Source organism: Mycobacterium sp. IDUB_19 (assembly GCF_055419445.1).
On record NZ_JBVAXR010000220.1, the window covers coordinates 1 to 281 of the forward strand.

The following is a 281-nucleotide window of genomic DNA, read 5'->3' on the forward strand; positions in this document are numbered from 1 at the left end:
GGGCGTGCACACCCTGCCGGTGTTGTACGCGCTGCGCGAGACGGGGCCCGATTCCGACCGGCTGCGCGAGTTGCTGGCCAAGCCTGTCGAGCGGGACGAGGACGTAGCCGAGGCGCTCGCCCTGTTGCGAAGGTCGGCCGGCATGGCGCAGGCCAAGAAGACAGTGGCCGAATACGCCGCGCAGGCACGTGACGAGCTGGCCAGTCTTCCGGCGGGCCCGGGACGCGACGCGCTGGCCACACTCGTGGACTACACGGTCAACCGCCACGGCTGATCTGAGG

1 pseudogene is annotated in these 281 nt (G+C 70.5%); it reads left to right on the plus strand.

Annotated features, from left to right (window positions below):
- A pseudogene (locus ACZY0B_RS28030) lies at window positions 1-274 on the plus strand (polyprenyl synthetase family protein); the annotation flags it as partial.
- Window positions 275-281: the final 7 nt, after the last annotated feature.